The 24,982-nt window shown below is 55.2% G+C and carries 24 protein-coding genes; 10 read left to right on the top strand and 14 right to left on the bottom strand.

Translation table 11 applies throughout. The features are described 5' to 3' along the window. Position 1: 1 nt before the first annotated feature. Positions 2-1,339, bottom strand: a complete 1,338-nt coding sequence (locus tag IEY39_RS08730; RefSeq protein WP_188930621.1) for a cobyrinic acid a,c-diamide synthase CobB — start codon at positions 1,337-1,339, stop codon at positions 2-4. 71 nt (positions 1,340-1,410) lie between these two features. On the opposite strand from IEY39_RS08730, the gene IEY39_RS08725 reads away from it, so the two are divergent. Together IEY39_RS08725 and bluB are read left to right on the top strand one after the other, a co-directional pair. After that, the gene (locus IEY39_RS08725) at positions 1,411-2,904 is read left to right on the top strand and encodes a cobyric acid synthase (RefSeq protein WP_188930619.1); all 1,494 of its coding nucleotides are present in this window, start codon (positions 1,411-1,413) and stop codon (positions 2,902-2,904) included. After that, entirely contained in the window at positions 2,901-3,548 is a 648-nt protein-coding gene (gene bluB / locus IEY39_RS08720; RefSeq protein ID WP_188930617.1) for a 5,6-dimethylbenzimidazole synthase, read from the top strand. Before IEY39_RS08725 ends, bluB begins: the two co-directional genes overlap by 4 nt. Before the next feature lie 15 nt (positions 3,549-3,563). Here the strand turns inward: bluB and IEY39_RS08715 are convergent, their stop codons facing one another. Next, entirely contained in the window at positions 3,564-5,174 is a 1,611-nt protein-coding gene (locus tag IEY39_RS08715; protein ID WP_188930615.1) for an amidohydrolase, read from the bottom strand. 45 nt (positions 5,175-5,219) lie between these two features. Here IEY39_RS08715 and IEY39_RS08710 point away from each other — a divergent pair, with 45 nt between their 5' ends. Then, positions 5,220-5,612, top strand: a complete 393-nt coding sequence (locus tag IEY39_RS08710; protein ID WP_188930613.1) for a hypothetical protein — start codon at positions 5,220-5,222, stop codon at positions 5,610-5,612. On the opposite strand, the gene IEY39_RS08705 is transcribed toward IEY39_RS08710, so the two are convergent. From IEY39_RS08705 to IEY39_RS08680, 6 genes are all read right to left on the bottom strand, one after another. Then, entirely contained in the window at positions 5,609-6,331 is a 723-nt protein-coding gene (locus tag IEY39_RS08705; RefSeq protein ID WP_188930611.1) for a VIT1/CCC1 transporter family protein, read from the bottom strand. The genes IEY39_RS08710 and IEY39_RS08705 overlap by 4 nt on opposite strands. 61 nt (positions 6,332-6,392) lie before the next feature. After that, a complete protein-coding gene (rocD, locus tag IEY39_RS08700) occupies positions 6,393-7,628 on the bottom strand; it encodes an ornithine--oxo-acid transaminase (RefSeq protein WP_188930609.1) in 1,236 nt (411 codons plus the stop codon). A 146-nt stretch (positions 7,629-7,774) separates the two neighbouring features. After that, on the bottom strand, positions 7,775-8,581 hold the full coding sequence (gene ispE / locus IEY39_RS08695) for a 4-(cytidine 5'-diphospho)-2-C-methyl-D-erythritol kinase (protein WP_188930607.1): 807 nt from the start codon (positions 8,579-8,581) through the stop codon (positions 7,775-7,777). A gap of 13 nt (positions 8,582-8,594) precedes the next feature. Next, a complete protein-coding gene (locus tag IEY39_RS08690) occupies positions 8,595-9,197 on the bottom strand; it encodes a bifunctional nuclease family protein (RefSeq protein WP_188930605.1) in 603 nt (200 codons plus the stop codon). A 69-nt stretch (positions 9,198-9,266) separates the two neighbouring features. Further along, entirely contained in the window at positions 9,267-10,229 is a 963-nt protein-coding gene (locus tag IEY39_RS08685; RefSeq protein ID WP_188930602.1) for an electron transfer flavoprotein subunit alpha/FixB family protein, read from the bottom strand. A 24-nt stretch (positions 10,230-10,253) separates the two neighbouring features. Beyond that, positions 10,254-10,997, bottom strand: a complete 744-nt coding sequence (locus tag IEY39_RS08680; protein WP_188930600.1) for an electron transfer flavoprotein subunit beta/FixA family protein — start codon at positions 10,995-10,997, stop codon at positions 10,254-10,256. A 47-nt stretch (positions 10,998-11,044) separates the two neighbouring features. Between IEY39_RS08680 and IEY39_RS08675 the strand changes: the two genes are divergently transcribed. Both IEY39_RS08675 and tilS read left to right on the top strand, forming a co-directional pair. Further along, positions 11,045-11,359 (top strand): tetratricopeptide repeat protein, encoded by a 315-nt coding sequence (locus IEY39_RS08675; protein WP_188930598.1) that lies wholly within the window; start codon positions 11,045-11,047, stop codon positions 11,357-11,359. A 42-nt stretch (positions 11,360-11,401) separates the two neighbouring features. Beyond that, the gene (gene tilS, locus IEY39_RS08670; protein ID WP_188930596.1) at positions 11,402-12,739 is read left to right on the top strand and encodes a tRNA lysidine(34) synthetase TilS; all 1,338 of its coding nucleotides are present in this window, start codon (positions 11,402-11,404) and stop codon (positions 12,737-12,739) included. Between the two features lie 2 nt (positions 12,740-12,741). On the opposite strand, the gene IEY39_RS08665 is transcribed toward tilS, so the two are convergent. From IEY39_RS08665 to IEY39_RS08655, 3 genes are all read right to left on the bottom strand, one after another. Next, positions 12,742-13,362, bottom strand: a complete 621-nt coding sequence (locus tag IEY39_RS08665) for a rhomboid family intramembrane serine protease (RefSeq protein WP_188930594.1) — start codon at positions 13,360-13,362, stop codon at positions 12,742-12,744. Positions 13,363-13,438: 76 nt separating this feature from the next. Then, positions 13,439-13,912 carry a 23S rRNA (pseudouridine(1915)-N(3))-methyltransferase RlmH gene (locus IEY39_RS08660; protein WP_188930592.1) on the bottom strand — a complete coding sequence of 158 codons (474 nt, stop codon included), beginning with the start codon at positions 13,910-13,912 and terminating at the stop codon, positions 13,439-13,441. Between the two features lie 41 nt (positions 13,913-13,953). Continuing rightward, complete coding sequence (locus IEY39_RS08655) at positions 13,954-15,378, bottom strand: sensor histidine kinase (RefSeq protein ID WP_188930590.1); 1,425 nt, start codon at positions 15,376-15,378, stop codon at positions 13,954-13,956. 151 nt (positions 15,379-15,529) lie between these two features. Here IEY39_RS08655 and IEY39_RS08650 point away from each other — a divergent pair, with 151 nt between their 5' ends. Then, positions 15,530-16,954, top strand: coding sequence for a chloride channel protein (locus IEY39_RS08650; protein WP_188930588.1), 1,425 nt, complete (start codon positions 15,530-15,532; stop codon positions 16,952-16,954). Here IEY39_RS08650 and IEY39_RS08645 read toward each other — a convergent pair. Further along, a complete protein-coding gene (locus IEY39_RS08645; protein ID WP_188930587.1) occupies positions 16,951-17,721 on the bottom strand; it encodes a phosphosulfolactate synthase in 771 nt (256 codons plus the stop codon). The two genes, IEY39_RS08650 and IEY39_RS08645, sit on opposite strands and share 4 nt — an antisense overlap. 120 nt (positions 17,722-17,841) lie before the next feature. Between IEY39_RS08645 and IEY39_RS08640 the strand changes: the two genes are divergently transcribed. From IEY39_RS08640 to IEY39_RS08625, 4 genes are all read left to right on the top strand, one after another. Beyond that, positions 17,842-18,126 (top strand): ArsR/SmtB family transcription factor, encoded by a 285-nt coding sequence (locus IEY39_RS08640; RefSeq protein ID WP_229688829.1) that lies wholly within the window; start codon positions 17,842-17,844, stop codon positions 18,124-18,126. A 102-nt stretch (positions 18,127-18,228) separates the two neighbouring features. Next, positions 18,229-18,372: a hypothetical protein gene (locus IEY39_RS08635; protein WP_188930586.1), complete on the top strand. Its 144-nt coding sequence runs from the start codon at positions 18,229-18,231 to the stop codon at positions 18,370-18,372. A 79-nt stretch (positions 18,373-18,451) separates the two neighbouring features. After that, a complete protein-coding gene (locus IEY39_RS08630) occupies positions 18,452-20,842 on the top strand; it encodes a phosphocholine-specific phospholipase C (RefSeq protein ID WP_188930585.1) in 2,391 nt (796 codons plus the stop codon). 127 nt (positions 20,843-20,969) lie between these two features. After that, the gene (locus IEY39_RS08625; protein WP_188930584.1) at positions 20,970-23,423 is read left to right on the top strand and encodes an ABC transporter permease; all 2,454 of its coding nucleotides are present in this window, start codon (positions 20,970-20,972) and stop codon (positions 23,421-23,423) included. 6 nt (positions 23,424-23,429) lie between these two features. Here IEY39_RS08625 and IEY39_RS08620 read toward each other — a convergent pair whose 3' ends face one another. Continuing rightward, entirely contained in the window at positions 23,430-24,143 is a 714-nt protein-coding gene (locus IEY39_RS08620) for an MlaD family protein (RefSeq protein WP_188930583.1), read from the bottom strand. Next, the gene (locus IEY39_RS08615) at positions 24,127-24,978 is read right to left on the bottom strand and encodes an ABC transporter ATP-binding protein (RefSeq protein ID WP_188930582.1); all 852 of its coding nucleotides are present in this window, start codon (positions 24,976-24,978) and stop codon (positions 24,127-24,129) included. The genes IEY39_RS08620 and IEY39_RS08615 overlap by 17 nt, the downstream gene beginning before the upstream one ends. Positions 24,979-24,982: the final 4 nt, after the last annotated feature.

The following is a 24,982-nucleotide window of genomic DNA, read 5'->3' as shown; positions in this document are numbered from 1 at the left end:
TTTAGCCGGCCAGCCAGTTCTCCAGGGGGCCGAGTGATTCTCCCCAGTAAAAATGCATATAGCTTGCGAAGAGGTTTCGCCGGTAGAAGACCGGTGCGGGGATCTCCTGGCCGTAGGCGTTGTGGATGGTGATGGCGGGCCTGGCTGCGGTGGCGTTTGGTGGTGTAGCGGGATTCGCGGCCGGGTCCGGGTTGTTGATGAATTGCGAGTAGTGGAATTCGTGGCCTTTAAGGGTTTGACCGTTGAGGGTGAGGGTACGGTAGCCGAGGCTTAGCCGTTTTTCCTGCATGCTGGTGACGATGTCGAGTACGCCGGTCATGGGCCAGGACTTGCCTGATTCGTCGATGATGGCTTTGCCGAGCAGCATCATGCCGCCGCATTCCGCGAGGACCTTACCGCCTTTTGTGGTGAAGGTTTGGATGTCTTGCAGCAGCGTTTTGTTTTGGGATAGTTGTTCGAGGTAGCATTCGGGATAGCCGCCCGGGAGGTATAGCAAATCGGCGGGTGGGAGATGGGCGATGTGTAGCGGGCTGAAATAGTGGATGGTTCCGTAGGCTTCGAGACGGCGGAGGTTTTCGGGATAGAGGAAAAGGAAGGCCGGGTCGCGGGCGACGAGAATGGTTTTCGCTTCGCTGGGCCGGGTCGGGATGTCCGCGGTGAGTGTTAGTTGTGTTGCTGCTGTTGTTGCGGCGAGGATGGCGTCGAGGTCGAGGTGTTTTTCGATGTGGCGGGCGGCGGTTTCGATGGCTACGCCGGCTTCGGCGGTGTCAAGGCCGAGGTGACGGGAGGGTATGTGCAGGGCGTTGTTGGCGGGCAGGTGGCCCAGGGCCTTTATGCCGACGGCTTCGCTGGCTTCCTGAAGCATTTTGTAATGGATGGGGGAATCGACAAAATTAAAAATGACGCCGGCGATGTTGAGGGCGGGGTCGAAATTCTTTAAACCATAGAGAAGGGCGGCGGCGGTATAGGCCATGGCTTTTGCGTTGAGGACGAGTATCACAGGGAGGTCGAGCAGGCGGGCAAGATCGGCGCTGCTGCCTTCTCTTTTCCGGGCGCCGTCGAAGAGTCCCATGACGCCTTCCGTTATGGCGACGTCGGCGTTGGAGGTATAGTGTTGATAGAGCTGCCGGATATGAGCTGCGCTCATCATGAGCAGATCGAGATTGATGCTGTCGCGTCCGGCGGCGGTGTGGTGGTGGATGGGATCAATGTAGTCAGGTCCGCATTTAAACGGCTGAACACGCAGTCCGCGTTGTTGCAGGGCCCGGAGCAGACCAAGGGTGACGGTTGTTTTGCCGGCGCCGCTGTGCGGCGCTGCCAGGAGGAATTGGGATTGCATAACTGCAAAACTATTATTTTCGCAGTCCCGTGAAGGCAACCGCCAAAATATATTCCCCCATCCGGCCCCTTATGTTTGCCGGTACCGCGTCCGATGTCGGCAAGAGCGTCATCACCGCGGGTTTTTGCCGTATCCTGGCGCAGGATGGATACCGGCCGGCGCCGTTCAAGGCGCAGAATATGTCCCTTAACAGTTTTGTCACCCCGGAGGGGTTGGAGATCGGCAGGGCGCAGGCGGTGCAGGCCGAGGCGGCGGGTATTCCCTGTCACAGCGAGATGAATCCCGTGTTGCTAAAGCCTACCGGCGACACGCATGCGCAGCTGGTATTGCACGGCAAGCCGGCGGGCAGCCAGTCTGCCTATGCCTATTTTATGGGGCGCGACCGGGTGGCTCTATGGGAGGAAGTGCGCGGGGCCTACGACCGGCTTGCGCGCCGGTATAATCCTATTGTCCTTGAAGGGGCGGGCAGCATCTCCGAGGTGAACCTGCGGGACAGGGATATCGCCAATATGCGAATGGCCCTGCATGCCGGGGCCGATGTCTACCTGGTTGCGGATATCGATCGGGGTGGGGTCTTTGCCAGCGTGTATGGGACGCTGGCGCTGCTGCCGCCGGAAGAGCGGGCGCTTATCCGCGGAGTTATTATCAATAAATTCAGGGGTGATGCACGATTGTTCGCGGATGGGCGGCGGCAATTGGAAGAGCTTACCGGCACGCCTGTAGTAGGGGTGTTGCCTTATTTCCGGGATATTCATATTGAAGAAGAGGATTCTGTGGTGCTGCGACAGAAACATGCCGTGCATAAGCCTGGCGCAGTAAATGTCGCGGTTGTCCGTCTGCCGCATCTTGCGAATTTTACCGATTTCGCGGCGATTGAGCGCGCGGCCGGGCTTCATGTTTATTATACCGATGATCCGGGTGAGCTTGCCCACGCAGCGATGATCATTTTGCCGGGCACCAAGAACACGATCGGCGACCTGCTGGCGATTCGTGAGGTTGGGGTGGACAAGGCCATCCATACCGCGGCAGCTGCCGGTGTGCACGTGATCGGGATTTGTGGCGGTTATCAAATGATGGGGTTGACGATCGCCGATCCGTATGGTGTGGAGGGTGAGCCGCAGCATGTGAGCGGGATGGGGTTGTTGCCGGTGCATACGGTGTTGACCAGGGAGAAGACGACGGTGCGGCGGCGGTTTCGGTTTGGCGATGTGGCGGGGCCTTTGTGCGAGGGATATGAGATACATATGGGACAGACCGTGGTAGATGGGGCTATGGGGCAGATGGGGAGCGACGCGGCGGGGCCCCGGGTCGATGGCGGGGCGATGCGGCCGTTGAACTTCCCGGTGGTGGAAGGAGAAGCGCCCGATGGGTACGGGGTGGCGGATACTATTTGGGGCACATACATGCATGGTATCCTGGACAACCAGGCGGTAGTGAAACAATTGTTGGGGGTGGATATTCCCGACTACCGGGCATTTAAAGAGCGGCAGTATGACCGGCTGGCGGAGCATATCCGGAGTCATGTCGATTTGGAGTATATTTATTCGAATTTATTACGACGATGATGGAACTAAATGGGAAGCTATTCACGCCGGCGGAGGCTGAGGTGTTGTGGGATGTGATCAGGCATCGCCGGGATGTCCGGGGCAACCGGTTTATCGACAGGCCGGTGGAGCCGGAGGTGGTCGATCGTTTGCTGGATGCGGCGCTTCATGCCCCGTCCGTCGGATTTTCGCAGCCCTGGGAGTTTGTGCTGGTGACGGACAGGCAGACGCGGCAGCGGGTGCGGGACAGTTTTGAGGCGGCCAATGCGGCGGCACAGCCGGTCTTTGGGGAGCGGGAGGATGCATATGCCCGGCTGAAGCTGGAAGGGATACTGGAGGCGCCGCTGAATATCGCGGTATTTTATGTTCCGCAGGCGGGGCCGGTGCTGGGGCAAACGACGATGGAGGAAGTGGGGTTATATAGTGTGGTCTGTGCCGTTGAAAATATGTGGCTGATGGCGCGGGCGTTGAATGTTGGGCTTGGCTGGGTGAGTATCCTGGACCCCGAACGGGTGAGGGTACTACTGGAGGCGCCGGCGGGTCACCGGCTGGTGGCCTATCTCTGTACCGGGTATACGGATGGCTTCTTCGAGCAGCCGGAGCTCGAGCTGTTGCGATGGGAGAAGCGGCGCGATAAGGAAAAGGTGGTAAGGCGGATAGATTGAGCCGGCCGCCGGACATTATTTCGCCGGCGGGGTGAGGGTAGGGTAGGTGATACCCAACTGCTCCAAATAGGTTTTGTATTTTGATGGATCGTAATAGTATTTCCGCATCTGTTCGCGGTATTTCTCCATAGTCTCTTTATTCAGGTAGATGGCGGGCGGGTCGTCCTTCGTGATGAAGGGTTTGTATTTCACTTCTTTTGTCTGCACGTTATTAAAGTAATCCTTTGCGTCGGCGATGATCTGTGGTTTTGTGAACAGATCGATCAGCGTCATGGCGGTGACCTCGGCGCCGTAGAGGCTGCCTTTGTGGGCGATGGGTGTTGCCATGGCGATGGCGTCGGCCCAGTGGTGACCTTTTGTGCCGGGGATATTGGCGGGGTAGTAGAGATCGATGGTGGGGACATTCCAGGAAATGTCGGCGATGTCATCCGAGCCGCCGCCCCAGGAGAAGGGCACGGAGCCTTTGAGGGTGTCGAGGTCGCTGCGCAGGCCATGGATGGGCTTTCCTTCCAGGTCGGTCTTTGGCGCGTCCACCAGTTTTTGTACGGCCAGGGCGAGCTGCTGGTCAGCGTCTGTCCATTGGGGGTAGCCCACTTTTTTGATGTTGGCGTACATGGCCTGTGCCAGCGCCTTGTTGAAATGACCCGGCCAGGCCGTGCCCTGGATCTGGTAGGACATACGGGTGTCGGTCATGAGCGCCGCGCCTTTGGCGATATTGACGCCTGCGGCGTACATGCTGCTGATGTCGTCATAGTTGCGTTCGCGAAAATAATACCATACCGATGCTTTGGAGGGGACGACGTTAGGCTGGTCGCCGCCGTCGGTGATGACATAGTGAGAACGTTGCGTTGGCTTTAGGTGTTCGCGTTTGAAGTTCCAGCCGACGTCCATCAATTCGACCGCGTCGAGGGCGCTCTTGCCGCGCCAGGGGGCGCCTGCCGCATGGGCTGCTTCGCCATCGAAGGAGAATTTTACGGAGACGAGGCCGTTCATGCCCGGGTCGCCATAGTTGCAATTCCATGCCGAGCCTACGTGGGTGAAGATGCAGGCGTCGACATTTTTGAAATATCCGTCGCGTACGTACCAGGCCTTGCTGCCGACCAGCTCTTCGGCTACGCCGGGCCAGATGACGAGTGTGCCGGGAAGGTGGTTCTTTTCCATCAGGTCTTTTACGGCGAGGGCTGCGAAGATGATCACGGCCTGGCCGGAGTTATGGCCTTCCCCATGACCGGGGGCGCCTTCGACGATGGGATCTTTGTAGGCTACACCCGGCTTTTGCGAGGCCTTGGGGATGCAGTCGATGTCGCTGCCGAGAGCGATGACGGGGCTGCCACTTCCCCAGCGGGCCATCCAGGAGGTGGGGATGCCGGCGATGCCCTTCTCGACGGTGAAGCCATTCTTTGTGAGGAAGGCGGTGAGGTATTTGGAGGTCTCTATCTCCTGGAAGCCGAGTTCGCCGTAGCTGAAGATCTGGTCGACCATTTCCTGAACGCCTTTTTGTTTTGCAGCGACGGCGGTGCGGGCCTGTTCTTTTAGGTTGTTGATGAAGGTGGTGTCATAGATTGTTTGGGCCCGGAGGCCAATTGAAAAGAGGACGCCGGCGAGGGCAGATAGCAGATTTCTCATGTGTGCGAGTAGTTTTGGTTTCTTAAGATAAGGTATATTCGCGACATGAAAAATTCTCAATGGCTGGGTATTGCGGCGGCGGTGCTGGTGATTGCCGCCTGTTTTATGCCCTGGGCTTATTTTCCCGTGTTGCAAAAGGAGTTTACGGGTTTTTGGTCGGAGCAGAACAGGTATGGGCGGCCGGGTAAGGTGTTGGTCTTTTTTAGTGTGGTGGAGATCGTGTTCTTTTTAATACCCCGGATATGGGCCAAGCGCGCCAATATTTTTGTAGCGGCGGTGGGGCTTGCCTGGGGGATCAAATGTTATATCCTGTATACGGCGTGTTATCGGGGCGAGTGCCCCGACAAGCGGATAGGTCTCTTTTTGGTGATGGCCGGGACGGTAATCGCACTGGTGGCGGCGTTGCTACCCGATCTGCCGGTGAAAGAGGATGCTTAGGCCTGGATGAGCTTTGCTACCGCGAAGGCACAACCGGCTGCCAGGGCGCCGATGACCATTACGCGGATGGCGCCGTTGATGGGATTGACACCTGTCATTTTGCTTTTGAAATAGCCAAAGATGAAGAGACAGCAGAGGGTGATGATGGCCGAGATGCGGAGGCCGGTGATGCCGTCGGTGACAAAGAAGTAGGGGCTGAGGGGAATGAGACCACCCACGACGTAGGAAAACCCGATGTTGAAGGCGCTTTTTCTTGCGCGTTGCGGGTCGGGTTTATCGAGGCCTAATTCGTATTTCATCATGAAGTCTACCCATTTGTCCTTGTCCTTTGTCATTTCTTCCACTGCTTTTTCCTGCACTTCCTCGCTGAGGCCGAGACCGGAGAAGAATTCCTTTACTTCATGGCGTTCGACATCGGGCACCTTTTCGACTTCGTCGTATTCCTTTTTCAGTTCGGAGTTATAGTGATCGACCTCGGTTTTGCCGGCGAGGTAGCCGCCGAGACCCATGGCGATGGAACCGGCTGCGATCTCGGCCAAGCCGGCGATCCAGATGAGGTTGAGATGATTATCACCGACGGCGCCGCTGAGACCTGCCGCCAGGGCAAAGGGGACGGTGAGACCGTCCGACATGCCGATGACGATGTCGGTGAGGATCTCGGAACCTTTCATATGTTGTTCGGCATGGCCGGCGGTTACAGTCGTGTCGATCTGGTGCATGGGATAAAACTAATGAATTTTATGCTGCCAGGAGGTGAATTTTATGTTGCCAGGATAGGCTTTAATCCAGCACCTTCAGGCTTTGTTTTATGATGTCCACGCATTCCAGCAATTGTTCGCGGGTGATGACCAGCGGGGGTGCGAGGCGGATCTTGTCCCCGTGGGTGGGTTTTGCCAACAGGCCGTTGTCTTTTAGCGCGAGGCAGAGTTCCCAGGCTGCGTCGGGGCGCGGGTGATCGATGACGATAGCATTGAGCAGGCCTTTGCCGCGTACCAAACCGATGTGGGGGGATTGGAGGCTATTTAGTTCTTTACGGAACAGCTCACCCATGACGGCTGCGTTGCCGGCGAGATCCTGGTCCTTCAGCACTTCGAGGGCGGTGATGGCTACCTTGCAGGCCAGCGGGTTGCCGCCGTAGGTGGAGCCATGTTCGCCGGGGCGGATGGTAAGCATAATGCTATCGTCGGCCAGCACCGCGGATACCGGCAGCATCCCGCCGCTGAGGGCTTTGCCCAGGATGAGGATATCGGGGCGCACGATCTCATGGTCGCAGGCCAGCATGCGGCCGGTACGGCCAAGGCCGGTTTGGATCTCGTCGGCGATGAACAGGACATTTGCTTCCTCGCAGCGTTGTCTTGCGTAGTGAAGATAGCCCTCGTCGGGGACAACTACGCCGGCCTCGCCCTGGATGGGCTCGACGAGGAAGCCCGCTACCAGGGGATCTTCGAGGGCATGGGCCAGCGACGACTGGTCGTTGAAGGGGATGATGACAAAACCGGGCGTATAGGGTCCGAATCTTCGGTTGGAGTCGGGGTCGGTGCTAAAGGAAATGACGGTGGTGGTGCGACCGTGGAAATTGTTTGCGCATACGATGATCTTTGCTTTGTTCTCCGGGATGCCTTTTACCTGGTAGCCCCAGCGGCGACAGAGCTTCAGGGCGGTCTCCACGGCCTCTGCACCGGAATTCATTGGAAGAACCTTGTCATAGCCAAAATAGGCCGTTATATACTGGGCAAATTCGCCGAGAATGTTGCTGTGGAAGGCGCGGGAGGTGAGCGTGAGCCGGGAGGCCTGTTCTTGCAAGGCAGCGACGATGCGTGGATGACAGTGGCCCTGGTTCACGGCCGAGTAGCCGCTGAGGCAGTCGTAGTAGCAGCGGCCATCCACATCCCACACATGGACACCGGCCCCCCTGTCGAGGACGACGGGGATGGGATGGTAATTGTGGGCGCCATATTTTTCTTCCAGCTCGAGGTAATGAAGAGACCGGGCCGAGAGAGTGCTCGTTGCTTGCATATAAAAGGGATATGAGAGTGATAAATTGGTGAAGATGAGTTGATTAACTCATGACAAAGGGGCGATATGGTCAACAGTAGTGATCGAGGAAGTCAAGATTTTGACCCAGGAAGCATATGTGGGGATGCCTGTAGATAGCGATTGATTTACGGCAAGATACGATAATTCCAGGAAAGGGGCAAGGTAGTGGGGGTGTTGTGTTTTTCGAAGATGCCATAGAAGGAAGACCCGCTGCCGGTGAGGGAGGCGTAGAGGGCGCCGTGGGCGTAGAGGGTAGTTTTTATTTCCCGGAGCTCGGGGTGGAGCTGGAAGACGGGGAATTCGAAGTCGTTATGCAGCTGCTCTTTCCAGGTGTGCACCGGTTGAGAAATGATGTCCTCTATGGGCAGGATTGCATCGTCGGGGGTGCAGAGAGAGAAGGCTTGTGCCGTGCTGATATGGATGCCAGGGTTGACGAGAACGAAGCTGTAGGCGGAAAGATCGAGGGTGATGGGTTGGAGCTGTTCGCCGCGGCCACCGCCGAGGCAGGGTTTATTGAGGATGAAGAAGGGACAATCGCTGCCCAATTGGGCGGCGTAGTCGATGAGTTGGTCGGGGGAGAGTCCCAGTTGAAATGTCGAGTTAAGGCCAAGTAGGGTGAAGGCACCGTCGGCGGAGCCGCCGCCGAGACCGGCGCCGATGGGAATATTTTTGTACAGGTGGATGTGTACCGGCGGGAGAGTGGGGAAGTCTTTTCTCAGCAGCTGGTATGCTTTTTCGCAAAGGTTGGCTGTGGGATCGCCGGGAATGGGGATACCGTAGGCGGTGAACTGGTTTGTGTCCGATCGAATGATCTCCAGGACGTCTTTTACCGGGAGAGGGTAGAAGACAGTAGAGAGGTCGTGGTAACCGTCGGCGCGTTTATAGAGCACATAAAGTCCGAGATTGATCTTGCAGTTGGGAAACAGTACCATGTCGATGGCCGGGTCACCGGGTTTTGCGGCGGCTGTTGATCTCGTCGCGAATGGCGATGGCGCGAATATAGTCTTCCTGTTCGAGAACTTCGTTCAACAGTGACGTGAGGTCGTCCATCGACAGTACTTTCAGGTCTTCGCGGGAACCACTATCCGTCGTAGAAACGGTGGTGGTAGGGCTTGACTTTTTCTTTTTGGCAGAGCTGTCTTCCATTAGTATACCGGCGCTGTCGAGGATGTGTTCGTAGGTGAAGATGGGGCAGCCGAAGCGTACGGCGAGGGCCAGGGCGTCGCTGGTGCGGGAGTCGATCTCGACGGTATCGTGTTCGCTGACGCAGACCAGTTTGGAGTAGAAGATGCCTTCCTGGAGATCGCAGATGATAATTTCCTGCAGATCGATGGTGAAGGCGCTCATGAAATTTTTCATGAGGTCGTGTGTAAGCGGGCGGCTAGGGTGCATTTTTTCCAAGGCTACGGCAATTGCCTGAGCCTCAAATCCCCCGATGACGATGGGAAGGCGTCTCAGCCCGTTGACCTCACCCAGCACAACTGCATAGGAGTGAGTTTGCGTAATGCTATGTGACAAAGCCACTATTTCCAGTTCGATCTTCTTCATATGAATATTACGCGAAACTAAGAAAATTTGACAAAAAAACCCGCCTCGGAGGAGGCGGGCTTTATTTGTTTATTTTCCCTTCAATTTCTTTACCGCCGTTATCATTTTGGGCACCACTTCGAATGCGTCGCCTACGATGCCGTAGTCGGCGGCTTTGAAGAATGGCGCTTCAGGGTCTTTGTTGATAACAACGATGACCTTGCTCCGGTTCACTCCCGCGAGGTGTTGGATGGCACCGGAGATGCCGATGGCAATATAAAGATTGGGTGCAATAGCGATGCCGGTCTGGCCGACGTGTTCGTTATGGGGGCGCCAGTGAGCGTCGGCTACGGGGCGGCTGCAGGCGGTGGCGGCGCCCAGGAGGTTGGCTAATTCCTCGATGATGCCCCAGTTTTCCGGTCCCTTAAGCCCCCTGCCGCCGCTGACGACTATTTCGGCCTCGGTGAGGGGTACATGGCCTGTGGCGGCAGTGGCGGAAACGACCCGCACCTTCGGAGCCGGCGCCGTAGCGGTGAGCGGAACTATTTCTGCCTTGCCTTCGCCCTCTTTTACGGAATATGCATTTGGATTGAGGGCGATGACCTTAGTGGGTGTATTTAAGGAAATATTTGCGAAGGCCTTACCGGAGAAGACGGTCTTTTTTACAACGAAGCCTTTGCTTGTATCGGGCAGGGCGATAGCGCCGGTGACCAGGGCGGCTTTGAGGCGAACGGCAACCCGTGGTGCAACGGCTTTGCCGCTAAGATTATTGGAGAAGACCAGGATGGAGTCGCCTGCTGCGCTTACGAAGTCGGCAATGATCTTCGCATATACCTGTGAATCGAGTGCGTTGAGGCTTTCCTGTGCGGCCTGGTGGACCTTTGTAATGCCATATTTGCCAAGGAGTGCGGGGTCGGTGGAGAGAGTGCCGAGAAGGATGCCCTCGGCTGTAGTATTGAGTTGGGAGGCCAGTGTAGCGCCGTAGCTCAGCGCTTCGAGGGATGCTTTTTTAACGTGACCTTCGGAGTGATCTATGAAGATGTATACTGACATGGCAATTGTTGATTGGTGATGTGTTTAAAATACCCGCGCTTCTTCGTGGAGGAGGCGGATGAGTTCTTCCGGCTGGTCGGCGGGGACCAGCTTGACGCCGGCCTTGGCGGGGGGAAGCTCGAAGGAGACAATTCCGGTGAGGGGTTGTGTCGCGACGGGTTCTACCACCTTCAGGGGCTTTGTGCGGGCGCTCATGATGCCTTTCATATTGGGGATGCGCTGTTCGGCTACGCCTTTCTGGCAGCTAACGACCAGGGGCAGGGCTACTTCGTCGGTTTCTTCGCCGCCTTCGATCTCGCGGATGACGGTAGCCGTGGTACCGTTGAGATCGAATTTTGTAGCGAGGGAGATATAGGGGAGGTCGAGCAGTTCGGCAACCATGCCGCCGATGGACGAGCCGTTGTAGTCGATGGTCTCTTTACCGGTGAAGATCAGGTCGTAGCCGCCTGCTTTTGCTACTTCGGCGATCTGTACCGCGATGGTATAGGGGTCGTGGGTGTCGAGATTGACGCGGATGGCTTCGTCGCCGCCGATGGCGAGGGCCTTACGGATGATGGGTTCGGTGTCGGCCGCGCCAACGGTGATGAGATGAATGACCTTGGACGGATCCTGTTCTTTTAGTTCGATGGCCCTTACGAGGGAATACCATTCATCATAGGGATTGATGATCCATTGCACCCCGTCACCGGAAAAGGTCGTATTATTGTTTGTGAAAGCGATTTTCGCCGTTGTGTCAGGCGTCTTACTGATGCATACTAGGATCTTCATTGTAAATAGGTTTTTGAAGGAAGTTGTTTATGCAACTAAACAAAGATATGGAAAGGATCGAGAAATTAAAAGAATTTCTTTTGTCAGACCCTAACGACTCCTTTGTCAAGCATGCGCTGGCGTTGGAGTATGTGAAAATAGGGGATGTTGCGGAGGCCAGGCGGCTTTTTGAGGAATTGCTGGCGAATGATCCGGCGGCGGTGGGGAGCTATTATCATTTGGGGAAGCTATTGGAGGGAATAGGGGAGTCGACGCTGGCCCTGAGCTGGTATGAGAAGGGGATGGTGGCGGCAAAGGCGGCAGGGGAGAAGCGGGCGTATAATGAATTGCGGGCGGCTTATGATGAGTTGAGTGAGGAATGAAGAGATGACGGTGGCCGGATAAGTTTTGGTAGATTTGCCGGAATGGATCTGCTACAAGGGTTTACCGAAAATATTGCCAAAGAAAGGTTGTTCGCGGCGGGTGACAGGCTGCTGCTGGCCGTGAGCGGCGGGCTTGATTCCGTCGCTCTGACGGAGTTGTGTCACCGTTGTGGGTTTGATTTTCTTATCGTGCATTGCAATTTCCAGCTGAGAGGAGCGGAGAGTATGCGGGACGAGGAATTTGTAAAGCAGATGGGCACCCGGTATGGGCGGGAGGTAGTAGCCGGGAGGTTCGACACGGCTGAATATGCGGCGATGAACAAGGTTTCCATCCAGGTGGCGGCCAGGGAGCTGCGTTACCGGTGGTTTGAGCAATTTATAAAGGCGGGCCGGGCACGGTGGATCGTGACGGCACATCACCTGGACGACAATATCGAGACGATGCTGATGAACTTTTTCAAGGGGACGGGCATCGCAGGATTGCGGGGCATGGTACCCAGGCAGGGGAATATAGTCCGGCCCTTGTTGTTTGCGAAGAAGGATGAGCTGAGGGCTTTTGCGGTGGAGGCAGGGTTGCAGTGGGTGGAAGACAGCTCGAACGAATCGGATAAATATACCCGTAATTTTTTCCGGCACCAGCTGATCCCGCTGGTGGAGCAGGCTTATCCCGGGGCGTTGGCGCGGCTTTCGGACAACCTTGACCGGATGCGTGAGGCGGAGGCGCTTTACCGGCAGTCGGTTGAGGGGTGGAAGAAGAAATTAGTAGAATACAGGGGCAACGAGGTGCATATACCGGTGGAGAAGTTGCGGAAGGCGGAACCCCTGGCAACGATAGTATTTGAGGTGATCGAGCCTTTTGGGTTTACGCCACAGCAGGTGGAGGGTGTCGTCGGGCTGTTGGACAGTGCATCGGGGAGATATATCCGTAGCCGGACGCATCGCATTCTGAAGAACCGCAATTTCCTTATCATTACCCCACTTCTGGAGAGCGAGGCGGCCCATATTCTGATAGAAGAGGGGCGTGAGGCGGTGGATTATCCCGAGGGTGTTTTGCAACTGCAGCGTGTACCGGCTGCGAATGCGGGGGTACTTGATCAGGGTCCGGGGGTGGCGTTGCTGGATGCGGGATTGATCACGTTTCCCTTGCTGTTGCGGCGGTGGAGGCCGGGAGATTATTTTTATCCGTTAGGGTTGCGGAAGAAGAAGAAGGTTGCCCGTTTTCTTATCGACAATAAGGTCTCCCTGGCAGCCAAGGAGAAGGTTTGGGTGCTGGAGATGGATAAAAAGATCATCTGGATCGTCGGCATGCGCATCGATGATCGCTGGAAGCTTGGGCCGCGGACGCAAACCGTATTACGGCTTACGGCTATGCGCCAGTAGGCCTACTCCCTGAATCGTGGGTGGCCGAGCTGGTTGATGAAGGTGCCCAGGACGCTGTGGTCTACCGCGATGGTGAAGACGACCCCGAAGAAAGCTCCCCATAGATGGGCGTCGTGGTTGACGTTGTCCCCGCCGCGCCGGGACATATAGATAGAATACACCATAAAAAGAATGGCATAGACGAGGGCGGGCATCGGGATGCCGTAGACTCCCACTTCAGCCCACGGTCTTAGCAGGATGCAGGCAAAGACCACTGCGCTTACGGCGCCGGAGGCGCCAAGCGACCGGTAGTTGTAATCGTCCCTGCGTTTGAGGTAGGTGGGGACATTAGAGACGATGAGGGCAAGGAAATATAAGATGAGGAAATAATAGTGCTGGAGGCCGAGCTCCCCCATATATAAATTCTCCAATGCGGTGCCGAAAAAATAGAGCGTGAACATATTAAACGCCAGATGGATGAAATCGGCATGGATGAAGCCGCAGGTGATGAAGCGATAATATTGATTGCGCATGCTAATGGCGGGGGGCCAGAAGATGAGCATATCCATTAATTTCCTGTTGCTGAATGCGACGAAAGAGATGATCGAAGTGATAACAATAATGATCATCGTGAAGCTTGTCATCTGATATTTTTTAGGTGGTCTATTTGGGTGGCCTAAAGGTAAGGCATTTTAACGTCTCTATAGATGCTGTTAGTGCTCATGGATGGTGATATTTTTCATTGCGCAGGATCGTGCAGGCGCGGTATAATTGTTCGGCCAGCACCAGTCGAACTAATTGGTGTGGAAGGGTCAGTTGTGAGAGGGACCAGCGCTGACTGGCGCGGTTGAGCACCGACTCATCGAGGCCATAGACGCCGCCGATGAGAAAGACGAGGTTTTTGCTGCTGCTGTTGGCGCGGGTCTGGATGAATTGTGCGAGGCCTTCGGAGGACATTTGCTTGCCGTGTTCGTCGAGCGCTACGAGATAATCATCTTTTGTCAATTGTCCGAGGATGAGCTCGGCTTCTTTCTTTTTGAGCTCGGGTTGGGAGAGGGTGGCGGCGTTCTTTGGGATGGGGATCAAATCCCATTCGGTTGGGAAATAGCGGGTGATGCGCCGGGTAAAGTCGTCGATGCCTTGTTTGACGTAGGCGTCGTTATCCTTGCCGACAGACCAGAGTAGAATTTTCATGACATGAAGGTAGGATTATTCCGTGGCGGTGAGGGCTGTCCTTATTCCGTTGCCGCGGGGATGACGAAGGTGAAGGTGCTGCCTTTGCCGAGGTGGCTGTCTATGTGGAGGGAGCCGCCGTTGCGGACGACGAACTCTTTGCAGAGCATCAGTCCCAGGCCTGTACCGGCTTCACCTGCCGTCCCTTTTGTCGTGTAGAAATTGCTTAATTGTATCTTTTCGAGTGCGTCGGCGGGGATACCCATGCCTGTGTCTTTTACGAAGACGGCGATGGCGTCGCCGGTGCGGTGAGCGCCGACCTGGATGCAGCCGTTGTCAGGCGTATATTTGATGGCGTTGGACAGGAGGTTGCGGAGGATGAGGTTGATCATATCCTTGTCGGCGAAGGCGGTGAGGGTTTTGTCTGTTTCGAGGGTGACGCCGATGTGTTTGGCGTCGGCCTGGAGGCGAAGGATGCGGGCTACTTCCGTCATCAGCTCGGAGATATCGATGGGCTGGGGTTTGACGGTGTCTGCGTGCATCTGGCTCCGGGCCCAGTGCAGCAGGTTTTCCATCAGGCTGGTGGTATAGGTGAGTTCGTTGAAGACTTCGGGAACCATCTCTTTTATCTCTTCGGCGGGCATATCGAATTGCTGCATGTTGCGGAAGAGGTTGCGCAGGGCGTAGATGGGGGATTTGAGGTCGTGGGCGATGATGGAGAAGAGGCGGTTCTTAAAGGCGTTGATCTGTGTCAGCTGATCTGTCTGCTCCTGGAGGAGCCGGCCGTTTGCGGCGATCTCTTCTTTTTGCTGGAGGATGCTTTGCTGGTAACCGGCGTTCTCCTTTTTTATGAGGAAGAGGCCGTAGAAGATGAAGGCGATGGCGAGCGCCTGGTTAAAAAGATAGAAGTAGAGGTTGGCGGTTGCCAACTGGTATGTATAGCTCTTGCAGATGACGGCAAGGACGAAATAGCTGACCATCGACAGGCCCAGGGCGAAGAGCATCTGACTGATCTCCTGGATGAAGAACACCGACAGGATACCGTAGAGGATAAACGACAGTTCTACGCCCATGTTGATGCCCCAGAGGTAGACGATGCTGGTGGCGAAGGGGTAGAGAACGAAGTAGGCTATCTGGGCGAAATCATATTTCCGCCGGGCGTTGAATACGAGGACGAGGATGTTGGTGAAGGCGGGCAGGGAGGCCACGATCCAGGCGATGAGGGGGAAGTGGTGGTTGCTGATGGCGCCGGCGATGGGGATGATGAGGCCGGTGATGAACTGGAAAAAATTCAAGAGGTTGAAGATGCCCAGTTTTCTTTTTTCATAATCGTCCATGGATGCGGTCGATCCGATGGTTTTTATGCGTTGGAGGGAAGGTATGGCGATGCTATCGGCGGCTTGCCATTTTTGCTGCCATTCTGCGACGAGGCCAAAGGGTTTAAGGCGGCCTTGCAGGAAGAGTGGTTTTTGCGGTAGGATTTTCATTCAGGTGGAACGTGTTAGAGGTCGGTAAGCGCAGGGTCTAAAGTAGGTATTTATATTGAGAAAGGCAAGAACTATATTAGAACTGGATTAGAACTGTATTTATGACCTGACAAGAGTTACCTTTACGACTTAAATTGAAATTGATCCATATATGAGTGTTGCCGTCAGGCTGCGTGCTTTTGGAAAAAGGGCATTCGATCGCATCCGCAATGAAAAACTAAAGCACAATCTCCTGCAAGCCATTCCGTTCTGGGTGGCGAGCCTGCTAACCGGTCTTGTTGCGGTATTGTACACACGGCTTTTTGCCCTGGCCGAAAAAGGGACTGCCTATATCGTTCATCTTCATCTCTGGTTGTTGTTCTTTATTACTCCTGCCTGTTTTCTTCTTGCCTGGTGGCTGGTGCGGCGGTTTGCGCCCTTTGCCCGGGGGAGTGGTATTCCGCAGGTGATGGCCTCTATAGAGCTTGCTAATCCTAAATACAACGCTAAGGTGAACCAGCTGTTGAGTTTGCGCATCGTCTTCATCAAGGTGTTGTCGAGTCTTATCATGGCTTTTGGCGGTGGGGTCATCGGCAGGGAGGGCCCGACGATACAGGTGGCGGGTTCAATTTTCCGGAAGGTGAATGAATGGCTGCCGAAGTGGTGGCCCAAGATCTCCAAGCGGAATATGATCATGACGGGCGCTGCCGCCGGACTTGCGGCTGCCTTCAATACGCCGCTGGGGGGAGTCGTATTTGCGGTGGAAGAGCTAACGCGGACGCATATCAGCTATTTCAAAACGGCGCTTTTTACGGCGGTGATCATTGCGGGGTTGACGGCGCAGGGATTGCTGGGGCCCTATCTTTATTTGGGGTATCCGGATATGAACGGCCTTTCGGGATCAGTCTTTTTTGGCGTGGTGCTGGTGGCCATTCCCGCGGGGCTGGCCGGGGCCGGGTTGTCGAAGGCGATGCTCAGGCTGTTTGCGTGGAAGGCGACCTTCCGGTTTACGCGGCAGCAGGTGTTGTATATCGTGGGTTGTGCGCTGGCGGTGGTGGTGATGGCGTTTTTTATCGACGAGCGGGCATTGGGGTCGGGGAAGGGGTTGATGACTGCTTCGCTTTTTACTGCCAATAAATATAATAAGTGGTATATGCCGCTGGTGCGGTGTGGGGGGATACTGTTCTCCTTTACTGCGGGGGCGTCGGGCGGGGTGTTCGCGCCGGCGCTCAGCGCCGGCGCGAGTGTAGGCGCCACCATCTCCGGCTGGCTGCATCTGTCGGCGGCCAATACCAACCTGCTGGTGCTGTCGGGGATGGTCGCTTTTCTTACGGGGGTGACGCGTACGCCTTTTACTTCGGCTATCCTTGTGCTGGAGATGACCGACCGGCACAATGTCATCTTTCATCTTTTACTGGCCGGGATGATCTCGAGCCTGGTGGCGATGGTTGTCGACCGGCATTCTTTTTATGATCATCTCAAATTCCAGTATCTCCGGGAAGTGGCGGGTGAGACGGACGATCTGCCGCATGCGCCGCACGAGGCGTCACGGGATGAAGAGGGGAGGAGGGAGCCGCCGGATGAGGAGGAGTCTTAGTCTTTTTTCAGGAACAGATCGAATGTATCGCCCCTGAGGCCGATGCGCATGGCTTCGAGCGCGATGACCTCGGCCGGGTTGATATTGCCCAGGTTGGCGTTGGCGCCTATGAGGGTAAGGAAATAGAGCTGCTGATCTTTTTGGGGGGCTTCCCAGAGGATCTTTTCGGCGGGTATTTTTGTCAAGATCTCCTGGACCAGGCCTTCACGTACTTCGCCTGAATTACGATAGAGGCCTACGGTACCGGTTTCGCGGGCTTCGGCTACAATGTAGGAGGCGCCGGCTTCCAGTTCGGCCTGCATCAATTTTATCCATTGATAAGGCGGGGTGATGTGTTCGCGGTCTTTGTCCTTGGAGCCTACTTCGCTGAGGACGGTGCCATATTTTGACAGCCGCTGGATATAGCCGCATTTTTCGGCGTGGGGGATGTCGATGGAACCGTCCGACACTTCGATGGTGGTGATGTTGTATTCCTCGAGCAGGGATAAAAAGTCATTGAACTGGCCGCGGATGACAAAGGCTTCGAAGAGCAGGCCGCCGAAGTAGACGGGGATGCCGGCATCCTGGAAGAGGCGGATCTTTTCGTGGAGGCCGTTGGTGACGAGGGAGGTGCCGAAGGCCAGCTTTACGAGATCGACATGAGGGCTTGCGCCTGAAACCAGGTTGCGGGCGTCGGAAACGCTCATCCCTTTATCGTTGACCATTGTGAGGCCGTATGTCCTGGGTCTTACGGTCCTTTCGGGTATCTGCGTCAGATGGAAGTTCATGATTGCAAGTTAGGGAAATCAGTGCAATGTATCAGGTGGGGGAGGGAGGTTATGGACCGAAAAGGACGAAGATGCAGTATTGATGGGAATTGCGTATCTTAGGTATAAATAGTTTGTCATATGGCGCAGATGGACGCTAAACAGGCGGAAAAGATCTCCAAGGCTCTTTCCGATCCGACACGGCTGAAAATCCTCAGCGAAATCCAGAAGAAGCATGACTGGTTGTACTGTGTCGATCTGTATGATAATATCAATCTGGCGCAGCCGTCCATCTGCCATCACCTCAAGCAACTGACAGAGACGTCGATCATTTTGCCCGAGAAAGAGGGGCGGAATATCAAATACACCATGAACAATGCGGTGATCGACGATTATATCGGCTTTTTGCAAGGACTTAAGAAATAACCCTTATGTGGAAAACTTCGGCCTGCAGAAAGATCGAAATATTTAAATGTTTTGTATATTCGTGTTGGAATTGATAAATTGAAACATTTAAATGTATTGAAGATGAACCAGTTTAGCTTAAATTGTGAAGACACCTTCTCTTCCCCTCTGCTGGAAGAAAGGAACAAGCGCCTCGGCCGGAATTTCTTGTATACCGTGGTGGTTTTTGCCGCGCTTTGTGCTATCTCCTATTTTATTAATGCGTAACTCCGGTCGGAGCCGGTGAATGGGTAGTTTTTTAATCTTTTGATAATCCGGGCATCAGGCATTCTTGGTAGTTTTGGGCATGTCTGATTCCAGAAGAGATTTTATAAAGAAAACTGCTTTGCTGACGGGTGCCCTTGGTTTTTCACAGCTTTTGCCTGAAGCTGTACAACGCGCACTAGCAATCAACCCTGAGGAAGGCAGTACCTACCTTGATGCGCAACATATCGTTATTTTAATGCAGGAAAACAGATCGTTTGACCACGCGCTCGGCTCATTACGCGGGGTGCGTGGTTATAACGATCCCCGGGCGATCGATCTCCCCGATGGCAACCCCGTGTGGTTGCAGACGAATGCCGAAGGGCAGACCTACGCCCCTTTCCGGCTCGATATCAACAATACCAAGGCGACCTGGATGGATTCGCTGCCGCATTCCTGGAGTAACCAGGTGAATGCGCGTAACGACGGCAAGCATGACCAGTGGCTGAATGTCAAACGCAACAGCATAGCCGAATATTCGCATATGCCGCTGACGCTTGGGTATCATACCCGTGAGGACCTTCCTTTTTATTATGTCCTGGCCGATGCTTTTACCATCTGTGATCAGAACTTCTGTTCGTCGCTGACGGGCACCAATCCAAACAGGTTGTATTTCTGGACGGGCACCGTCCGGGAAGAGCAGCATGAACATTCGCGGGCGCATGTCTGGAATGATGATATGGACTATGGCACGCTGAAGTGGGCTACTTTTCCCGAGCGGCTGGAAGATCATGGCGTCTCCTGGAAGTGTTATCAGAATGAAGTGGCCATCGATACAGGGTTTCAGGGCGAGGAAGACCCCTGGCTCTCCAATTTCCAGGATAATCCACTCGAATTTTTTGCACAGTACAATATCCATTTGCATCCGCTGCATATCGCCGCATCGAAGGCGAAGCAGAAGCCTGTGGATGGACGGAGTCTCGATCAGCTGTCCGCGCGGGAGCAGGCCTTGCACCGAAAGGCTTTTGACACCAACACCGGAGACCCGGATTACCGGGTGTTGGAAGAGCTGAGCTATTCGGATGGCGGGGTGGCGCGGATGATGAAGTCGCCCAAGGGGGATGTGCTGCACCAGTTTCGCCAGGATGTACAGTCGGGGCAGCTGCCGACCGTGTCGTGGCTGTCGGCGCCGGAGAACTTCTCCGATCACCCCAGTGCGCCGTGGTATGGCGCTTGGTATGTCTCCGAGGTGTTGGACATCCTTACGCAGAACCCGGAGGTGTGGAAGAAGACCATCTTCGTCCTTGCCTATGACGAAAATGACGGTTATTTCGACCATGTACCGCCTTTTACCGCGGCGCATCCCGACCGGCCGGAGACGGGGAAGGTGTCTGCGGGCATCGATACCCGGGTGGATTTTATAACGCTGGAGCAGGAGAAGGCGCGGAATGGCTTTCCGGAAAAATTCGAACGGGAATCGTCGATAGGGCTTGGCTTTCGGGTTCCCCTGATCATTGCCTCGCCCTGGAGCAGGGGCGGCTGGGTCAATTCCCAGGTGTTCGATCATACGTCCACGTTGCAATTCCTCGAAAAATTCCTTTCGCATAAGCTGGGCCGGCCGGTGGTGGAGCCCAATATCTCCGCATGGCGCCGGACGGTGTGCGGCGATCTCACCAGTGTGTTTCGGCCGTATCAAGGGGAGGCGATGAAACAACCGGAATTCCTGCCCAAGGATGCTTTTTTGGAGAGTATCAACAAGGCGCAGTACCGGAAGCTGCCCAATGATTTCAAGGCGTTGACGCCGGATGAGGTGATGGCTTATAAGCGTGATCCGCATTCGTCGCCGTATCGGACGAAACAGGAGCCAGGCACGCGGCCATCCTGTGCGTTGCCGTATACGTTGGGGGCGGACGGGCTGTTGAGTGTCGACCGGAAGCAGTTTGAGATGGTGTTTTCGAGTACTAATAGACTTTTTGGCGAACGGACGGCGGGGGGTGTGTTCAATGTGTATGCTTCGGGGCAGTTGGGGCAGGCAGGGACGCGGGCTTATACGGTGAAGCCCGGGGAATATGTTACTGACGCCTGGCCGCTGGCGGAGCTTGGTGAGGACGGGTATCATCTGCGGGTGTATGGGCCGAATGGATTTTTCCGGGAGTTTAAAGGAAGTGCTGCCGACCCGGCCGTGGAGATCGCCTTCGACTATGAGATGGCGAAGGGTGGGAGCTATGCGTTGACGGGTAATGGCGTGTTGCGCGTGAAGAATGGAGGGGGTGAGACTTCGGTGATAGAGGTTGTCGACCATGCGTATGGGGCTGGTATGTTGTCGAGGACGGTGGGTGTGGGCGAAGTTGTTTCGGTGGTGCTGCCGTTGGGGCGCAGTCATGGATGGTATGACTTTAGCGCAAGGGTGAAGGGTGTGAAGGGATTTGAGAAACGTTTTGCGGGAAGGGTGGAAACGGGCAGGGATGGGGTGAGTGATCCGGCGATGGCGTAAGCGCACAGCGAGTGTATCGAAAGAGGACAGTGCGGTTTTGGGGAGGAGCTTGATAAGCGGTTGATTGCTATTGTATTAAGCGTTTGGCATGGGGTTAGCGCGGGGATGATCAATCAATTCGGTGTTTATGATCATCAATTACTTCAAGATCGCGTGGCGCAACCTGATGAAGAGCAAGATATTTTCCTTCATCAATATTTTCGGACTTGCCGCGGGTCTCACCTGTTGCATGCTTATCTCGATCTACCTGAAGCACGAGCTGAGCTATGACGCCTATCAGAAAGATGTAAAGGACTTATACGAGGTGGCGACGGTCTTCCAATTCCAACATAAAGATGAGATACTGCCGGCGACGCCCTGGCCCATGGGACCGACCCTTCAACGGGATTTTCCCGAGGTGGAGCATACGGCCAGGCTGCTGCCGTTGTCCCTCTTCGAGGATAAGACGATGCTGGAATACCGGCAGGGGAGCGCGATACCGGTAGCTTTTTATGAGGACAAGGGTTTTTTGGCGGATTCCACCTTCTTTCGGCTGTTTACTTATCATTTTATCGAGGGCGATCCGGGTACGGCGTTGGATATGCCGGCCGCCATCGTCGTTTCGGAGGAGATAGCTCATAAGCTGTTTGGGGCTGCGCCCGCTGTTGGCAAGGTGATCCATGTGAGCAGTGGAATGTATGGCGATCATGTGCTTACCGTCAAGGGCGTCTTCCGGCCGATGAAAGCGCCCTCGCATATCGCGGCGAATTTTTTTATGAGCATGAAAGGCGGGGATATGGACAACTTTTATCACCGTCAGGAGAACGATTTTGCGACTAACAATATGTTCGTCCTCTATCTGAAGCTAAAATCCGGCACCAGCCCGGCGGCGTTGGAAGCGCAGCTGCCCGCCTTTATCGATAAGTATGCGGGGAAGGACCTCAAGGTCTATGGTTATGGAAAGCGGGAAATGCTGGTGCCGGTGAGGGATGTCCACCTGCGCAGCGATATAAAGAGCAATGTCACCCCGCCCGGGAGCAAGGCCTACCTGTATATATTGGCTTCCATTGCGGTGTTTACGTTATTGATTGCCTGTATCAATTTTATGAACCTTGCCACGGCGCGGTCGGCAAAGCGGAGCAGTGAAGTGGGCATCCGCAAGGTGTTGGGGGCAGTAAAGGGATCGTTGATCGGGCAATTCCTGGGCGAGTCCGTGCTGATGAGCATCATAGCGTTTGGGTTGGCGTGGGCGTTTACTGTCCTGTTGCTTCCCGCCTTCAGCATGATGACGGCGAGGAATCTCTCGTTTACGGTTGCCGACAGTCTGCCGATGCTTGCCGGATTCCTGGCGCTGGCGGTTTTTGCGGGTTTGCTGGCGGGGCTTTACCCGGCCTTTTATCTTTCTTCTTTCCAGCCGGCCAAGGTGCTGAAGGGGAAATTTTCGAATTCACTCGCAGCCGCTTCGCTGCGAAAAGGGCTTGTCATCTTCCAGTTCATCATCTCAGTAACGCTGATCGTTTCCACTGTCGTCATCAACGACCAGATGAAATTTCTCCGCAGCCAGGATCTTGGTTTTAACAAGGAGTCGCAGATCGTCATCCCGTTGCGTGGATCCGTGGCCAAGGAGAAATGTGCGGCGCTGGAGACCGAGTTCAAACGCAACAGCTCGGTGTTGGGTACCGGTGGGGCGGCTTATTATCCGGGGATCATCAATCCTTCGGACAATATGATGTACAAGGATGGGGACAATCCGCAGACGGGCAGGCGTGTCCAGCTGAATTATGTAGACTATGACTATTCCTCCACGCTGGGGCTGCAGATGGCAGCCGGCAGGCTGTTCTCCCGGGATTTTCCGGCAGACAGCAGCGGCCGCATCATCCTCAATGAGAGCGCGGTCAAGGCGTTTGGGTTCGCTACACCGCAGGCGGCTATCGGCGCATGGGTGAACAGTGCTTTCCAGGGTATGACCAACCGGTTCGAGGTGATCGGTGTCGTCCGGGACTTTCATTTTGAAGACCTGCATACCACCGTGGCGCCCTATGCTTTGTTGCGCAACCGGAGTATGAACAGCTATCTCATCGTTCATGCCCGACCGGGAGCGCCGGGGCCGCTGCTTTCTTCGCTTGGTGCGGCCTGGCACAAGGTAGACCCCGACGAGCCTTTTGAATATTCCTTTCTCGATGAAGATTTCCAGAAGAATTATGCCGCGGAAGAACGGCTGTCGGCGATGATCGGTTATTTCACGGTGATGGCCATCCTCATCTCCTGTCTTGGGCTTTTTGGACTGGCCAGTTTCAGTGCGGAGCAACGTATCCGGGAGATCGGTATCCGCAAGGTGTTGGGAGCGAGTGTAGCGGGTATCGTGATGCTTTTGTCGAAAGACTTTTTGAAGCTGGTGGGCATCGCCATGGTGATCGCTTCGCCGGTGGCATGGATGATCATGCATCAGTGGCTGCAGGATTTTGCCTACCGGGTGCCAATAGACTGGATGGTCTTCGCGGTGACGTTTGTGTCAACGCTGCTCATTACGCTGGTGACGATAGGTTTCCAGGCGGTGAGGGCGGGGATGGCCAACCCGGTGCAAAGTTTAAAGATGGAGTAGTAGGGATTAGCGATGCTGGGCTTCTTTGACGGAATCCTCCTTTCTTTTCTTTTCTTTTTCCTTCTTGCGGAAGAAGCCGCGGAACAGGAAGTTATGCTGTGCTGCTTCCATGTTCTCGTCCAGCTTCTTGCTGCCGGATTTCAGGTTTTTCACCGTGGCGCTGATATTGGATGAGAGGGCGGTGTCGTGCAGCAGTTTGCCAAGGGCGCCCTTGCCGTTGCTGATGCGGGTGGAAATGTTGGCGAGGTTGGCGGTGATGATGGCTGCGTTGTCGGCGGAGGTCTTCAGGCTCGAGATGATGGCGTCGGTCTCGATGGGCTGGCGGGCGGCCAACGTGTCGCCCTCACGTATGGTGGGGGTGTCGGGAGTGCCGGCGAGAATGGAGACCACTTTATCCCCCATGAGACCCTCGGTGCCGATGCTTGCCATTGCGTCCCTGCGGATGAAGTGCTGGACTTTTTTCTGGATGACCATCTGCACCTGTACGGTGGAGTCGGTGATGAGCTGGATACCGTCTACGGTGCCCACGTCGATGCCTCTGATGCGGACATTATTGCCCACTTTGAGGCCGTTGACGGAGCTGAACAGAGCGCTGATGTGCAGCACCGAGCCAAATTTATTTCGTTGTTTGCCGATATAATAAATGCCGGCGATGGCGACGACCAGCGCGGCGATGGCGAAGAGTCCCAGTTTCCATTTATAGTTACTTTCCTGTGGCATTTTGAGCTGTATTTATGTTGTCGGAAAAGTCGAAGAAAGACCTTATCCATTCATCCTGCGAGTTTTCCAGCTGCGCATAGCTGCCTTCGGCATACACGATGCCGTCCCTCAGGATGATGATGCGATCGGCGGTGATGCCGGCGCAGATCATGTCATGGGTGATGATGATGGAGGAAATATGGTATTTCTTCTGCATTTTAACGATGAGCTCGCTGATCTCTTTGGCGGTGATGGTGTCGAGTCCTGTTGTCGGCTCATCGTAGAGCATGACCTCGGGCTGCAGGATGAGCGTGCGGGCCAGGCCGATGCGTTTGACCTGGCCACCGGATAGTTTGGAGGGGAGCTGGTCGATGGAGTCGACGAGCCCTACGTTGTCGAGCATTTCCAGGATAAGGGCTTCTTTTTTTTTAGCAGACATTCTCTTTTTGTGTTGTCGCAGGGGGAAGGCAAGGTTCTCACGGACGGTCATCGAGTCATAGAGTGCCGCGTTTTGGAAGAGGAAGCCGATGCGGATGCGCAGGTCGTTGGTCTCCTGGTAGTTGAGCGAATCGAGGTCTTTGCCGAGGATGCTGATCGTGCCGCAGTCGGGCCATTCCAGTCGTACCAGGCATTTGATGAACACCGATTTTCCCGATCCCGACTTACCAAGGACGACCAGGTTTTCCCCTTTTTTGACGTGCAGGCTGATGCTGTGCAGAACTTCATGCTCGCCGAAGGATTTTGTCAGGCCGCGGACGACGATGACGGGTTGTTGGCCATTGGCAGGCAGTTTTTCTACCTGTGGCTGGACCGCGCGGTCGGTAGTGGGGGATATGGTATTGTTTGTCTGGTCCATATGG

This window comes from Puia dinghuensis (assembly GCF_014642875.1).
Lineage (GTDB): Bacteria > Bacteroidota > Bacteroidia > Chitinophagales > Chitinophagaceae > Puia > Puia dinghuensis.
This window is presented reverse-complemented; position numbering and strand designations above follow the sequence as displayed.